This window comes from Limnospira fusiformis SAG 85.79 (assembly GCF_012516315.1).
Taxonomy (GTDB): Bacteria; Cyanobacteriota; Cyanobacteriia; order Cyanobacteriales; family Microcoleaceae; genus Limnospira; species Limnospira fusiformis.
Map to the genome: position 1 here is coordinate 2,011,044 of NZ_CP051185.1, position 13,365 is coordinate 2,024,408.

The 13,365-nt window shown below is 42.3% G+C and carries 10 protein-coding genes; 3 read left to right on the forward strand and 7 right to left on the reverse strand.

The window, feature by feature from the left end; translation table 11 throughout:
- The first annotated feature begins 65 nt into the window (after window positions 1–65).
- From HFV01_RS09610 to HFV01_RS09620, 3 genes are all read left to right on the forward strand, one after another.
- Window positions 66–1,424: a sensor histidine kinase gene (locus HFV01_RS09610; RefSeq protein WP_006668242.1), complete on the forward strand. Its 1,359-nt coding sequence runs from the start codon at window positions 66–68 to the stop codon at window positions 1,422–1,424.
- Window positions 1,402–2,064, forward strand: a complete 663-nt coding sequence (locus tag HFV01_RS09615) for a response regulator (protein WP_006624908.1) — start codon at window positions 1,402–1,404, stop codon at window positions 2,062–2,064. The genes HFV01_RS09610 and HFV01_RS09615 overlap by 23 nt, the downstream gene beginning before the upstream one ends.
- A 122-nt stretch (window positions 2,065–2,186) precedes the next feature.
- Entirely contained in the window at window positions 2,187–3,173 is a 987-nt protein-coding gene (locus HFV01_RS09620; protein WP_193521042.1) for a nodulation protein NodZ, read from the forward strand.
- 117 nt (window positions 3,174–3,290) lie between these two features.
- On the opposite strand, the gene HFV01_RS09625 is transcribed toward HFV01_RS09620, so the two are convergent.
- The 7 genes from HFV01_RS09625 to HFV01_RS09655 all read right to left on the reverse strand — a co-directional run bounded on the left by HFV01_RS09625 (window position 3,291) and on the right by HFV01_RS09655 (window position 13,245).
- On the reverse strand, window positions 3,291–3,464 hold the full coding sequence (locus tag HFV01_RS09625; protein WP_193521043.1) for a hypothetical protein: 174 nt from the start codon (window positions 3,462–3,464) through the stop codon (window positions 3,291–3,293).
- Window positions 3,431–4,984, reverse strand: a complete 1,554-nt coding sequence (locus HFV01_RS09630) for an ABC transporter ATP-binding protein/permease (RefSeq protein ID WP_052741567.1) — start codon at window positions 4,982–4,984, stop codon at window positions 3,431–3,433. The genes HFV01_RS09625 and HFV01_RS09630 overlap by 34 nt, the downstream gene beginning before the upstream one ends.
- 37 nt (window positions 4,985–5,021) lie before the next feature.
- On the reverse strand, window positions 5,022–5,306 hold the full coding sequence (locus HFV01_RS09635; protein ID WP_046319233.1) for a hypothetical protein: 285 nt from the start codon (window positions 5,304–5,306) through the stop codon (window positions 5,022–5,024).
- Window positions 5,307–5,338: 32 nt separating this feature from the next.
- Window positions 5,339–6,727 (reverse strand): Ig-like domain-containing protein, encoded by a 1,389-nt coding sequence (locus HFV01_RS09640; protein WP_084831741.1) that lies wholly within the window; start codon window positions 6,725–6,727, stop codon window positions 5,339–5,341.
- 90 nt (window positions 6,728–6,817) lie between these two features.
- Window positions 6,818–7,027 carry a hypothetical protein gene (locus HFV01_RS09645; protein WP_046319237.1) on the reverse strand — a complete coding sequence of 70 codons (210 nt, stop codon included), beginning with the start codon at window positions 7,025–7,027 and terminating at the stop codon, window positions 6,818–6,820.
- Between the two features lie 315 nt (window positions 7,028–7,342).
- On the reverse strand, window positions 7,343–10,555 hold the full coding sequence (locus tag HFV01_RS09650; RefSeq protein WP_193521044.1) for a UvrD-helicase domain-containing protein: 3,213 nt from the start codon (window positions 10,553–10,555) through the stop codon (window positions 7,343–7,345).
- A gap of 38 nt (window positions 10,556–10,593) precedes the next feature.
- Window positions 10,594–13,245 (reverse strand): PD-(D/E)XK nuclease family protein, encoded by a 2,652-nt coding sequence (locus HFV01_RS09655; protein WP_193521045.1) that lies wholly within the window; start codon window positions 13,243–13,245, stop codon window positions 10,594–10,596.
- Window positions 13,246–13,365: the final 120 nt, after the last annotated feature.

Below are 13,365 nucleotides of genomic sequence, written 5' to 3' on the forward strand. Positions count from 1 at the left end.
TCAAAGGTAACGGTTTCTGATAGTCCTAAAGTACCAAAAGAGATATCCGGGGGGGTTGGCTGCTCGTGAAAAATATTTTGGGTCGTCGGAGTTTTCCAGTACCTTTGCTGCTGTATTTAGAGTGGGTGCTGTTGGCGATCGCCCTGTTAACCGCCTTTAGCCCCCCTGTCATCCACAGTCCCGGACAACAGGGACAGGGACACAGGATTCACCGTCACATCCACAGACCAGAAACTATAACGGATAATCAACAGAGGCGATCGGGGTATGGCGCGCGCCAGAGAAACCGGAATTGGGGACACTACCGCAGTCGTCGGTTTCCCCTGGGGATTTTGGTTAGTATTGGGAGTTTGGGTCTCATGGGGTTGAGATTACCTGAGCGATCGCGCACACCTGCGATCCGGTGGGTATATATCGCCTGTGGGTTTACCTTTAGTTGGTTGGCGGTGGTATTTGGGGGGCGGGGGGTGAGTTTTTTATCCGCCCTGTTGCTAGTCGTGGTTATTCGCGCCTGTCTGTTATTTTCCTGGCGCGATCGCATTGCGGTCGCTATTTTTGCCTATGGCTTATTTCTGCTGTGGGTATTTCTGCGCCTGAGACCCCTGGCTGGTAATTGGGCTGATCCAATTCAGGGGCTAGTATTGACTCTGACTTTTAATTCTAGTGTTTTATTTGGGTTAGTATTACTGTTTGTTTTATTGTTAGTAGGAGCGCTATTATCAGAGCAAGAAAGTCGCCAGAAATTGGCGGAAGCGAATCAACAGTTAAGGGAATATGCTATGTTGATTGAGGATAGGGCAATTAGCCAAGAACGTAATCGCATCGCCCGAGAAATTCATGATTCTGTAGGTCATCATTTGACTGCCCAAAGTATTCAATTGGAAAATGCGGCTCTATTTATCGCTGAGGATAAACAACGGGCTGCCCGACATCTTCAACAGGCTAGGGAGTTGGGGAAGGAAGCCTTAAAAGAGGTGCGGGCATCGGTGAAATCTTGGCGATCGCATCCTCTAAAACAGTCTTTTTTGCAGGCACTATCACAGCTAATTTCCGAGTTTGAGGCGACTACATCAGTCCCGGTAGCATCTAATTTACAAATCCCGGATACATTACCCCTTGATATTTCTATCGTTTTATATAGGGTCATTCAGGAGGCTTTGACCAATATATCTAAGCACGCCCAAGCCACAAAAGTAGATTTATTTTTATTAGAAAATAGCCGAGAATTTGCTCTGAAAATTGAGGATAATGGCTGCGGGTTTAATCCTGCCCAAAATACCACGGGATTTGGCTTGCAAGGTATGGGGGAAAGGGTGATGGCTGTGGGGGGTCATTTCGACTTAAACAGTTCTCCCGGTGAAGGGTGTAAAATTGAAGTAAAAATCTGGAAAAATCAGCATCATGATTCGAGTTCTGTTGGTTGATGATCAGGGGATTATTCGGGAAGGGTTACGGAGTTTATTAGAGGCGAAACCAGACTTGGAAATAGTGGGAGAGGCTGAGAATGGGAAATTGGCGGTGGAATTAGCCTTAAAATTAAAGCCGGATGTGGTGTTAATGGATGTGCGAATGCCAATTATGGATGGGGTGGCGGCGATGCGATCGCTTGCTGAACAACAGCCGGAAATTAAGGTTTTGGTATTAACGACTTTTGATGATGATGAATATGTCACCCAAGCTATGGAATCCGGCGCTAAAGGATACCTATTAAAGGATACACCTTCCGATGAACTAGCGCAAGCTATTCGGGCAGTGTATAAAGGATATACACAGTTAGGACCGGGTTTATTTGAGAAGGTGATGGCTGCTAGGTCTAAGGCTTCTAGGGATGAACCTTTACCAGATAATTTACAAGATTTAACTCCTAGGGAATTGGAGGTTTTGCGGTTAATTGGTAAGGGTTACAGCAACCGAGAAATTGCCCAGGAGTTATTTATTAGCGAGAGAACTGTGAAAAATCATGTTTCTAGTATTTTAAGCAGTCTGAATTTACGCGATCGCACTCAGGTGGCTTTACTGGCTAATCAATACCCAATTCTGTCTGATCATCAACCTCCCCCATAATTGACTCTGAGATACTATAAATCCCCGTGCTAGGCTTCCCTGTCAGAAGTGGCGATCGACTCCCAAAATAGTAAAATCGTGCTAAATTAATCATCATAACTTTACCAATAATCATTATAACTATGACTAACTATATTGTTGTCAAGGGAACATCAGGCATTGGTAATCGTGTTTTTGCAGTAGCTACCGGGATTTTATATGCTCAGTTGAGTGGTCGTCAGTTAGTAGTTGATTGGCGAGATGGGAGTTATTCTAATAGTGGAACTAACTTATTTTTCCGGTATTTCGACTGTCCCGTAGCACAGTCCGTAGAAGTGTTACCCGCCACCGATTCGATTTATCCTACCCATTGGCAAAATAAACTTAATCGGTCTTTGGGTTCTGTAATCAATGAGTCGGGTCTTAGTTACTATAAAGACTTGTCCTTTGATGTGTCTCGTTTGGATTATACCGAAACTATTATAGTGTTGTCCGCTTATACCCATAAAATTGGTTTTATGCGCCCTTTATTTACTGGGTCAGCTAGTCGTTTTGCCTCAATGAATAATCTGGAAATTCTCCAGTTGGTTTTGCAGTCTAACCTCAGCTTAAAAGAGGACATTCGGTTACAGGTTGAGGAATTTAAACGAGAATATTTTGCCGATTATATGATTGGGGTGCATATTCGTTACTCCGATATGAAAGTGCCTTTATCAGAGGTAGAATCATCTCTGGCATCAATCATCAGGTCGGTTAAGTCAAAACACCCTAACTATAAGATATTTGTAGCCACCGATTCTCAAGAGGTGCTGTCTTCATTTAAACAGAAATTTCCGGTTATTATCTCAACTAATAAGTGGTTTTCTGCTTCGGGAAAACGACTGCATCAAAATCCCGAAGAATGCGAGGACTTAATTCAAAATGGCATTGAGGCTCTGGTAGATTTAGATTTGCTGGCTGCTTGTGATGAGTTACTATTTGCATCCCGCTCATCTTTTGGTTTATTGTCGAGTATGTTAATGGATAAACCCCAGGCTATTCGCCATGATATTGATACCCAAAAACCACTAATCAAACGAGTTCAACTCAAGCTAAAAAATCTAGCCAAGAAGCTGAAGATTGGGGGGTAAATCAACGATCACAAAATCGATAAAGACCAATCATCAAAGTGTGGTAGCGCCACCGACTATCTGAGAAACCCTCATAAACCGTGTTTCTAGGATAATCTGGAGCATCCTTGCCGAAATCTAGCTTTGAGACTGGACTTCATCATCTTGAGCCAAAAGCTGAACTATAATATTCGCATCAACTGCTCCCCCCAATCGGCAGAAGAAACTCGGTTTTTGACACCGTTGTAACTGGAGCGATCGCCCCGAAAAATCACCCCCTACCCCGATAGTTTTTCGCGACGATAGGCCCACCGCGCCAACATCCCCGCCACAATTGTCCACCACAACAGCCACAGAATGTGAATCACCTGGTAGCCATCAAAACGGAATATCCCCTCTAGTTCCACCTCTCCCATCCAAGCCACCAGTTGGCCGTAGTGATAGGTGGGTAGGAGGAGAATTAAATCTGCAAGCCAAGGTCGGGGAAGTAAAAGGGAGATATTGAAGCCAGACCCAAGTAACATCACAGCCAGGAGGGCTACAGTGGCCCAGGACAAGGATTCCGTTTTGAAGAGGTATCCTAGGCTGAAGCTAAAAATCGCGAAGGGAATCACCCCTAAAACCAGGACAAAGCTGAGGTAAAACATCCAAGGTTCCCATTCCCAGACAAAGGAACTGTTTTCGCTGAAGTGACTGCCAACCCAACCACTCACAAAGGCTAATCCCGTCATTAAGGAGGCTAAGACTAGGAAGTTTCCCACTTTGGCTGCGACATAGGTTGTAAAGGACAGGGGAGTGATCCGTAGTAACTTCAACCAGCCGCGATCGCGTTCTGAGGCAATCTTAACCCCAAACTGACTCACACAGAGAAAAAGCACCAACCCCGCGAGTGAAACCGCCACGACGGATTGAAACTGGTCTGAGTTCTTCTGTTCAATGAAGAATCCTGCAATAATTGCCAATCCCAGGGCAATAACAATGGTGTCAATTTTACGAAAGGTTTGCAGCAGTTCAACATAGAGTTGTCCCCAAAAGGCTTTGAAACTAAAGGTTGGAGGGTTAGAAGCAGATTTAGACTTTGAAGACGTTTCTGTTTCAGAACTTGACTGAGATTGGAGTTTGGCTGCATCCTCTAATTCAGTGCGAGAGTTTAGGAACTTCTGATAGCGTGGAAATTCTCGGATCTCCACATCTCCATTCTCATTACTCAAGCGCAATTCCCGCGTCACCAAGTCCTCAATTTCGTCACAATCCTGTTCACTGTGACTAATCGCCAAGATCGTTTTTCCTTGCTGTTCAAACTCCCGCACTTGTTTCCAGAAATTCGCCCGCGCTTCCACACTAAGATTGTTAGTCGGCTCATCGAGAATCAAAATATCAGGGTTTCCCACAATAGCTAGGGCAAAATAGAGGGATTGAGCTTGACCTCCCGCCAGAGTTGTGGCGAAATCATTTTGCTTACCTGTTAGGCGCGATCGCTCTATCGTTTCAGCTAAACCCAATGGCTCAGGATAATAACTTTGAAACAGATGAATAGTCTCTTTTACTTTCAACCCTTCCACAGGTTTCGCTCGTTGCAACATCGTTCCGAGTTTAAGATGTGCTTGAGGGTCTTCGGGAGATTTGCCAAAAATTGCAATCAACCCCTCATCAGGAGGCTGCAAGCCACAAATTAGGTTGACGAGCGTTGTTTTGCCCGAACCATTATCACCCCGTAGCAAGATAAACTCGCCGGGCAAAATATCGAGACTCACGTTATCTAAAACCTTTTGTTTTTGTTGGTTGATCACGTAAGTTTTGGACACATTCCGAATCTTGATAGCAGTTTCCATGGGATAAATCCTACAATAAGCAAAGAGATAAATGAGATTAATGCATCTGAAACCAACCTAGATTATGAAGCAAAAACCACACCCCACAACCAGACAATAATGCCAGAGGTAGGGGAATTGGAAACATACTCATTAAAATCAATGCCACTACTCCACCAATCGCCAGTTCTGGGGTGACAATTCCAGAAGTAGTAGTTGTGCAAGTTGAGAAAATACAAACTTGGCTAGAGAGAAAAAAAGCGATTAGCAAAAATACCACTAACCCAGCTATAATTTTTGCCAAACTTTTAGGAATGCCGAAGATTTTATCTGAGTCATTCATGAGTTCTGCTCCAATAATTTATAGGGAGGTTTCTAATTTACCTGATCATATACCCAACAAATTCCACTAGCAGCCGCACTTCCCGCCGCTACCGCTATGGGAGGAGGAACCAATAAGGCAGCGCTTCCGACAGTAACCGCCGCCCCAATCGCCGCCGCCGCAACAGGAGAACATCCCCCAGAGTTGACAGTCACCTTAACCACAGCCACCTGATTGGAATTACTGACTGAACTAGCCTTAACCTTAGTTTTCCCTTTCTTCACCCCAGTCAAAATTCCCTGTGCATCCACTTGAGCAATTTTGGCATTCTCTGAACTCCAAGACACAAGTTTGTTGAAATCGCCTCGTCCATCAAGTATTGCCTGAACCTTGGTCTGGCTATTTACTCCAAATTTTACTGAAGAGGGTTTAACGGAAATATTAGTGACGATAGGATCTACAACCTTAATGGTAAGAGAGCGGGACTGACTATTATCGATAATTGAAGTCGCGGTTAGGGTTACTTCTCCCGCGTTTGAGGTGTTGATATCTCCATCAGAGGAAATCATCGCCAGGTCAGGATTATTGGAAGACCAGTAAACTCGGGTATCCGCCACCGTACAATTTCCCTGACAACTTGCTTGTGCGTCCAGATGAGCCGTCTCGCCAACATAGAGTGATAATGATTTGGGGTTAGATAGAAATTCTATCCCGGTAATTCGAGGTGGATTCTCAAGCACAGAAACCTGAATGGTCTGACTCACACGAGGGTCTTGTGTCCAAACGGCTTTTAGGGTTGTGGTTCCAGTTTTCAGAGCTTTAACTCGATTGTTTCCATCAACTTGGATCAGGTTAGGATTGGCGACTTGCCAATCAATAGACTTATTCTTGGGCTTGTCAATACCGATTAAGTTAACCTCAAATTGCTTATCGCTACCTTCTTTAATCCGTAACTCTGGCGGTTTAATGCTTAAACTCGGCAAAACTTCGATGGGAACTTGAAACTGAACAGAGTTCTCGGCAGACATCTTATTTTCTAAGCCAATTGTGGCGGATATTTCTGTTTTCCCCGCACTTTTTGCTGTAACTGAAACCTCTTTTCCCTCGTCTTTTTCCTCTAAAGAGGCGATCTTTTCATTTTTCAATTTCCAGTTAATTTCTGGACTATAGTAGCCTGTCCCCGTCGCTTTAGCTTTTACTGTGGCACTTTCCCCCGGTCTGAGTTCTAAGGATGTGGGTGTGACTGAGGTTTGCCAACAGCTTACCTGATCACCCTGTTGCCACCAGATAATGGCACTACAGCCATGTTGCTGGACTAGGGTATAGGTGGTTAGGATGATAGTCCAAATCACAAAGATAGCAATCCAACCCCTAGAATACTTAGGAACTTGTGTCGGAACTCCTGAGTTGGAAGGAGATTCTGACGAAACTTTTGTAGTCATGACTAGCGGATTTTGTTTTAAGTTTAGAGTTTACTTGATCTCGTGCCTTCTGCAAGTCAAAACGAATACTAATATCCGAGATAATCCTGATTATATCACCATGACACAAGCATCAACACAATCAGTCTGAGTCTCTTGAGAGTTTGCCAGAATTTGGGCAACCAGTTCAGCATCTGCAAGACTGAAGGAAATCACTTGAAATCGGCTTTGCTGGACCGAGATAGCCGAGCCATGTGATCGCCACAATTCAACTACTGTCAGAGTCCCCACATCTCGTCCCTCAAAATAGGCAATTTCCATCAGTGCAGGTTGAGGTAGGGCAATGGTTGACTATTGTTTATAAATGGTGACAACAGGACTATGATAACGATCCTTACCCTTGAGTAAGGTAAGCACAAATCCAGTATAAGCGATCGCCCCTATACCCTTTCGCCTTAATTATCGCTAACCGTTGAGTTGGCAGAACTTTGCCCCTCTCTCCCCTCAACCCCAAATGATTTACCATCTTCAGCTTTTCAATCCCCGCAAATACTCTCGATATTTACTCAACCCAATCCGCGATTTTCGGGTAAATATTCTGAACATTAGCCGCAGCTTGCCACCTAGTCTCATCATTTATATAGACTCATACCTATGTTCGCAAATTTCACCATAGCGACAGGTTTGGCAGTTTTCTCGTGATGGTTTGGGGGGATAGTATCCCTCTACTATATCTCGAACTATGCTTTCTGCCTCGTGGGCAGTTTTGGCTAATATTTCCGGTGAAAAAGAGTAGCATTTTTTATGGCGTAAATAGGCAATATGTGCCTCGGAACAGTTTAAGGCTTTAGCATAAGCCCATAGTTGTAGATTATGGTGTTCTGGGCGCATGACTTTATCGGTTTTATAGTCTAGCACCCAATTATCCCCAATTAAATCGGCTACGCCATTAAAGGTAACCCCTAATATATCTAATTTTAACTCAACTTCTCGCTGATTTTTGGGGTGTATGAATCTTTTAAATTCTTCAGTATTATCAAACTCTTGAGCGAGGTAAATTGCCTCCCTGAGTGATTGTTCATTACTGCCATTTTGGGCGAATTTGCCGAGTTGATCAATGTCTCTGATATCATATTCTAAAGCGTTGTGAACTAACTGACCAATTATCATGCCTTGATTGGCTTCTTCTGATAAGCCTGGATGTCCGAGAATATACATGAATTGAAACCGGGCTGGACAACGTTTATATTCACTTAAAGAGGTTACAGGAAGTTCAAATAAACCAGAGGTCATCGCGTTGGTCAGTAGGGGATGGTTAATGGCTGGAGGTGGGGGACTTGGGGGGACTGGCGGGATGATATCATCACTATTAATTTCTAGGGTGGTTATGGGAATATTGGCGGCTTGTAACCCTAAGTATAATTTATCTAAATAATTACCTTTTTCCTGGGGGGCGGTTAATAAGATATAATCCCGACTGCGAGTTAATGCTACATAAAGTATTCGCAAGGCTTCGGCTTCTTCTCGCTGTTGATTTCGATATTTTAACCAGTTGTAAAGAACTGGATCTTTCAGGTCTTTGTCGTCGTCTTTGCAGCGGATAGCGACACCATATTCTGGGTCAAAATAAACGGGTACTGATGAGTTGGGACTTAGGCGGCTGAGGTCGGCTACAACTACCATCGGCCATTCTAATCCTTTGGCGGCAAAAATGGTCATTAATGATACTGCATTGCTGGTATTAATGGGGGGACGTTCTACGGTTACGGCTTTATCTTTTAGGCGCTTGAGACGGCGAACTACTCCGAATAAATCATCGGTTCCTTGTTCTAAAATTTGCACTAATTCTCGAAATCCACTAAAGTCGGCTAGGCGACGATTAGAGGCTGGTAAATTGGCGATTATGGCTGTATATCCTGTTAATTGATCTGCTATTTGTAAGAGGCGAGATGGTGGCTCAATCTGGCGTTGTTTGAGCAGTGTTTTTAAAGTATCGATCGCCTTAGCAAATTCGGCGGGTGACGCAGTGGTTAAAATTTGCCACCAACTGATATTTTCTGATGTGGATTTGTGGGATAATTGAGATTGTCTACTAACATTGAATAAAAGGCGATCGCTAATGGCAAAAAAGGGACTTCTTAACAGGGCTACTAATGCGATATCATCTCCAGGGTCGGCTAAGAATTTTAGCAGTGACCAAGCATCTTTAGCTTCTTGGGTTTCTAATAGGTTTCCACCTCCTGAAGGCGCTAAGGGTATTTGGGCGGCGGCTAGGGCTTCTCCATAACTGTCTAAGGGTTCCCAAGTGCGGGTTAAAATAGCGATATCGCCTGGTTGAATAGGTCTTAATTGTTGAGTTTGTTTATCAAATACTGGGATTTGATTATCTAACATTTCTTTTAAGGTTTTAGCAATCAAGTTTCCTTCTGCTATCCGTCTTTGATTAATATCAGTTTCGGCGGTTTTAGGTATCACAAATACTTGCAATGTTTCCCTAGGGGATGGCGGGTCAATGCGGACAGCTTCCAAGTCTTGTCTTAAATCTCCTAATAACGGAGAAAATACCTGATTAATTTGATTGATTAATTTCTGATGAGTCCGGAAACTTTGATTAAGAATTATCTCATCTCCCTGATGATCAATAATGCGTTTTCTAAATTTATTAAAAACCCCAATATCTGCCCGCCTAAACCCATAAATTGACTGTTTTTTATCCCCCACTATAGTTAAATCTCCTGTCTGGGTTAAAAGTTCTAAAATTTCCCCTTGAATAGGGTTGGTGTCTTGAAATTCATCAACTAAAAAGCTGCGCCAGCGTTGTTGATAATAGAGTTGAATCGTGGGATTATTTTGTAATGCGGTCAATGCGCCAATTTCTAAATCTGCAAATGTCAAAACTCGCCCTTGCCATTTTAACTTTTGTAAATGGTCTTTAACTTCTCGGTAGGCTTCTTTTAAGGCGGCTAACATTTCGGCTAGTTTGTGGTCGGCTTCCCCAACTTCTGCATTGATTAAATTTTCGTTGAGAGAAGGTTTAACTAATTCTTCTCGTAAGGCTTTTAAGGCATCTTTAACAGTTTGTATATTTTCCCCCCAGTTTTTTTTGCTACCATATCTGATATCGATTTTATATAAAACTTGCATATTCTCCGAGATATTATCACCGTTTTCTAGGGATAATATGGCGCTAACTGTCCCTTGTCGGATGGCTTCGAGTTTGTCTTCTGGTTTGCCAATATTTGACGTTAAAATGTCTTTTAATTCCCGCCATTGGGGATGATTTACGAGGTCTTCTAAGGCGCGATCGCGCAATTGTTGGGCTAACTCTGACCAGTCTATTTGTTGATTTAATGACCTTTCTGCCATCAAGGGGTCATCTAATAAGGTTGCCAAAATTCGCGATAATAAAGAATAAGGTATGGTTTCAAAAACCTGAATAGGCAATTTAGATAAAGCAGTTTCTAACCCTTCATAAAGCCAGATTTTGCCTTCTAAATCTTCTAAAACTTGGAAGTCAGCAGCAACGTTAGCCGCCTGGGGATGTTCGCGACAAATACGACTAGCTAAAGCGTGAATTGTACTAATGGGGGCGGCTTCTAATTCGGCTAGGATATCGGGACGGTTAGGAAGTTGTTGCCTTACCTGTGAACGAATACGCGATCGCAATTCCTGGGCGGCTTTTTCAGTAAATGTAACCGCCACTATTTCCAAGGGAGAAAGTCCCTTTTCTACTAAATAATATAAATACCTTTCTACTAACATATAAGTTTTGCCAGTCCCCGCCCCGGCTGTGACGATAATACTTTGAGGACTGGTAGCAGCGGCTTGTTGTTCATTGGTTAAACTCATGGTTAATTAATCCTTACAAATTGACGAAAAATCTGGAATTATTTTGATGATGTTTTGCGACTTAGACGGTTACCCTTACGACAAACAGAGTCAAATTCACAATATTGGCAGACTTGCTGTTTCTGGTCTGGCGCTACTGGATAATTACCCTGTTGTAGGCGTTGTTTAACCTCCTCGGCAAAGGCTTCTAAAATGGCGGGTTCGGTGACTTTCGCCTTTAAGTAACGCTGTTTGTTAAGAGAATACAACTTGACATCTACCTCTGGGACTTCGTTAAAGTTTTGGGCGATCGCCTGTTGATATAATGGCATTTGAATATTGATTTTGGCTTTTCCAGAATCATCTTTAATTCCCAATGGTGAGCTACTGGTAGTTTTATAGTCTAACACTAATAGACCCGTGGGGGTGCGATCAATGCGATCGACCCTAGCAATTACCTTTAACCCATACCATTCAGCATCAAAGTAATTTTCACGACTAATAATTTCGGCATTAGCCTGCAAAAAATCTTCAGCTTGTAAATTTAATTCTAACATATTTAAACCTTCTAATCGGCGCGCTTCCCAACCTATAAACTTGTCAAAATTCACATTTTCTTCAGCTTGTAACGCCGCTTCTGCCTGAGATAATGCTTGGTTAATATCTTGTATGTCTAACCGCCTTAAATCCGTTTGAGTTTTGATGTCTTTTAACAAAATTTCTAAGCAGCGATGATATAACCGACCTCGGAGACTGCCAGTGATTTCTGCTTCCGCTTCCGATGGTTCTTTTAAGCATAGTAAATAGGTGGCAAACCACTTAAACGGACATTGACCTAATGCCGTTAATTGCGATGCACTAAAAATCCGATTTTGATAATCAACTCCTATGCCAATAACCCCATCATATTCATCAGGAGATTCGCCACTTTCTCGGCGCTGTTCAACTTGCCAATTTTTGATGATATCATTAACTATAACATCATTAGATAACTGGTATGGCTGCTGTAAGTAATAGCGTCTAGCTTCCTCAATACTGGCTAAATTCAATAGGGGTGGGGGAGTTGTTTCTATTCCTAAACGGGTAGAATAAGGACTAGGTAACAGCGGTTTTTTGTGATGCTGTTCGGCACAAGAAAAAGTCAAAGATTTTGTGGGTATTCTTAATAGTTCATAAAAACATAATTCATTCCGTTGGGCGATATCTATAGCCGTTTCTAGGGTAATGTTGAATTGAGATAGTCGCCGGGATTCGTAAAAGTCTAAAACTGGATCATTTTCAATGGCTGCGGGTAGGATACCTTCCTGAAAACCGATTAAAAAAACATGGGGATAACTCGCACCCTGTAGAGATAATGGGGTGTGAACTTCTATCCCTCCTTTTCCTGGTTGCATGGGGACTTTTAGCTTGGTGATTATCTCTAAAATATCTTGAAAAAACTCTTGTCGATTAAGGCGATCGCCATCAAGTTTTGATAATTCCAGCCAAGCTGTTTCTAGTTGATTAAAGGCGACTATCTCCCGAGACCATTGGCTGCTATTTTTGCGGATATCAAAGAATTTTAAAACTTGTTTGATCCGGTCTACCCAATTTGGTAGGGTATCGCTTTGGGGGAATTTTAATAATGATAAATTTAACCCTAATTCTTCCCATTCAGCTAGGTTATTTGGTCGCTTTTGTCGCGCTTCTAACCATTGTTTATATGTTAAATATCGGGCTAAAGGATGATGCAAAAGTTTAGCGGTAGACTCAAAGGGAAAATTATTTTCGATGACTTCTATCAATAATGCGATCCAATACCCCAGGCGAATATTCCGCAAGGGAATTTTATAAAATAATCGCAGTGGTAACTGATATTCCCAAGCAATATCTAATAATAAAGGCGCATAGGTTTTTTCATCCTGGGTCACTAGGACAATTTTACTGGCTGAGACTCCATCTATTATTAACTGCTTAACTTGGGAGAGAACCCCCCTAATTTCTGCCTCTAAATTTGGGTAAATATGGCATTGGACTTTATGGGGAAGTTCCCCTTTACCCAAAAAGCAGTTTTGCAGTTTTTCTCCTAAGCTAAAGTTATCATCATTTTCCTGATAATTGACCTGCCATCCTTTACTCTCTAAATAGGCGATCGCCTCTCGATTTTTGGCAAAAATTTCCTCTGTTCCTGTCGGTAAAACCCAGATGCTACCTTCCCCTGCTACTAGGTTAATAAATTTTACCTGATCAAGTTGAGGTTGAAAATAACCATAAATTAATAAAGTTTGTGCTGGAGTTGGTGCTTGGGTTTGATAATTAATGGCTTCCCAAAATAATTGATCCTGGTCAATATAGCCCTGATCGTGTAATTCTTGTTTATAGAGATCAGTTACTTTGGCTAAATCCCTAATTCTCCGAGAATTATGATTAGTTAATAAGTTTAAGTCTACTCCAGATTTTAAGAGTTTTTGGCGGGAGGGTATTAACATTTTCGCGATACCATCAGGGTCATTACTGTTGATATTCTCAGCCACAATGCGCCGCCAAGTTCGATCCATAGTTAACACTGGCGCTATGGTAATTTCATGATTATTTATAGTTTTGATAGCCAGCTTGTCTAAAGATTTATAAGGGACTTTTAAACAACGGGCTACTGGTTGAGTTGGGGTAATAGTAGTTATTTGTGATGGTAGATGGTTTAAATTGTGGGGATTAACAATAAGCGATCGCATAATTAATTACACTCGTTGACAGTATGATAATTTTACCCATAAGTGGCTGTTCTAGTCAAATAGGTGCTGATGATTGTTAACATTTCCCAATTTTCTGGTAACATTAGTCAAGGCTGACCG

Excerpts from the sequence above, each read along its gene's own strand:
- HFV01_RS09615 (WP_006624908.1), top strand. The coding sequence starts at position 1,402 with ATGATTCGAGTTCTGTTGGTTGATGATCAGGGGATTATTCGGGAAGGG.
- HFV01_RS09620 (WP_193521042.1), top strand. The coding sequence starts at position 2,187 with ATGACTAACTATATTGTTGTCAAGGGAACATCAGGCATTGGTAATCGT.
- HFV01_RS09630 (WP_052741567.1), bottom strand. The coding sequence starts at position 4,984 with ATGGAAACTGCTATCAAGATTCGGAATGTGTCCAAAACTTACGTGATC.
- HFV01_RS09635 (WP_046319233.1), bottom strand. The coding sequence starts at position 5,306 with ATGAATGACTCAGATAAAATCTTCGGCATTCCTAAAAGTTTGGCAAAA.
- HFV01_RS09640 (WP_084831741.1), bottom strand. The coding sequence starts at position 6,727 with ATGACTACAAAAGTTTCGTCAGAATCTCCTTCCAACTCAGGAGTTCCG.
- HFV01_RS09645 (WP_046319237.1), bottom strand. The coding sequence starts at position 7,027 with ATGGAAATTGCCTATTTTGAGGGACGAGATGTGGGGACTCTGACAGTA.
- HFV01_RS09650 (WP_193521044.1), bottom strand. The coding sequence starts at position 10,555 with ATGAGTTTAACCAATGAACAACAAGCCGCTGCTACCAGTCCTCAAAGT.
- HFV01_RS09655 (WP_193521045.1), bottom strand. The coding sequence starts at position 13,245 with ATGCGATCGCTTATTGTTAATCCCCACAATTTAAACCATCTACCATCA.